The sequence below is a fragment of the Salimicrobium humidisoli genome, from assembly GCF_002295105.1.
Lineage (GTDB): Bacteria > Bacillota > Bacilli > Bacillales > Halobacillaceae > Salimicrobium > Salimicrobium humidisoli.
On sequence record NZ_NSGH01000047.1, the window covers coordinates 1 to 1,609 of the forward strand.

General features: G+C 54.5%; 1 rRNA gene. It reads left to right on the plus strand.

Annotation, left to right across the window (positions count from 1 at the left end):
* Nucleotides 1-48: 48 nt before the first annotated feature.
* A 23S ribosomal RNA gene (locus tag CKW00_RS13390) occupies nucleotides 49-1,609 on the plus strand; the annotation flags it as partial.

A 1,609-nucleotide genomic window follows, 5' to 3' on the forward strand; every position in this document is an offset into this window, starting at 1 on the left:
GACCAACATCGATCTTTATTTTAGAATGAAGCGTCTTTTCACTAGTATAGTGAAGAAATGAAGGGCGCACGGTGGATGCCTTGGTACCAGGAGCCGACGAAGGACGGGACAAACACCGAAATGCTTCGGGGAGCCGTAAGTAGGCGTTGATCCGAAGATGTCCGAATGGGGGAACCCACTGTCCGTTATGGGACAGTACCGATCACTGAATACATAGGTGGTCGGAGGTAGACCCGGGGAACTGAAACATCTCAGTACCCGGAGGAGAGGAAAGCAAATGCGATTTCCCGAGTAGCGGCGAGCGAAACGGAACCAGCCCAAACCAGAGAGCTTGCTCTCTGGGGTTGTAGGACACTCCATCGGAGTTACCAAGAGGGAGGATAGGCGAATCGGACTGGAACGTCCAGCCAGAGCAGGTAACAGCCCTGTAGCCGACATCCTCCCTCCTCCGGAGTGGATCCTGAGTACGGCGAAACACGAGAAATTTCGTCGGAATCCGGGAGGACCATCTCCCAAGGCTAAATACTCCCTGGTAACCGATAGTGAACCAGTACCGTGAGGGAAAGGTGAAAAGCACCCCGGAAGGGGAGTGAAAGAGAACCTGAAACCGTGTGCCTACAAGTAGTCGGAGCCCGTTAATGGGTGACGGCGTACCTTTTGTAGAATGGACCGGCGAGTTACGATCGGCTGCAAGGTTAAGCACCGTAGGTGTGGAGCCGCAGCGAAAGCGAGTCTGAACAGGGCGTCTCGAGTAGACGGTCGTAGACCCGAAACCGTGTGATCTACCCATCTCCAGGGTGAAGGTCAGGTAATACTGACTGGAGGCCCGAACCCACGTAAGTTGAAAATTACGGGGATGAGGGGTGGGTAGGGGTGAAATGCCAATCGAACACGGAGATAGCTGGTTCTCTCCGAAATAGCTTTAGGGCTAGCCTTCGGCCAGGAGTCCTGGAGGTAGAGCACTGATTGGATGAGGGGCCCCTACCGGGTTACCGAGTTCAGTCAAACTCCGAATGCCAGCGACTCGCGTCGAGGAGTCAGACCATGGGTGAGAAGGTTCATGGTCAAGAGGGGAACAGCCCAGACCGTCAGCTAAGGTCCCTAAGTGTGTGTTAAGTGGAAAAGGATGTGGCGTTGCTTAGACAACCAGGATGTTAGCTTAGAAGCAGCTATCATTGAAAGAGTGCGTAATAGCTCACTGGTCGAGTGACGCTGCGCCGAAAATGTACCGGGGCTAAACACACCACCGAAGCTACGGATTTGCATCTGATGATGCAAGTGGTAGGAGAGCGTTCCAGGAGCTGTGAAGTCAGACCGTGAGGACTGGTGGAGCGACTGGAAGTGAGAATGCCGGTATAAGTAGCGAAAAAAGAGTGAGAATCTCTTTCACCGTAAGCCTAAGGTTTCCTGAGGAAGGCTCGTCCACTCAGGGTTAGTCGGGACCTAAGCCGAGGCCGAAAGGCGTAGGCGATGGACAACAGGTGGAGATTCCTGTACCACCCGCCTCCGTTCGAGCGAACGGGGGGACGCAGGAGGATAGGGAGAGCGCACCATTGGATGTGTGCGTCCAAGCTGTGAGCGCGTCGGATAGGCAAATCCGTCCGGCAAG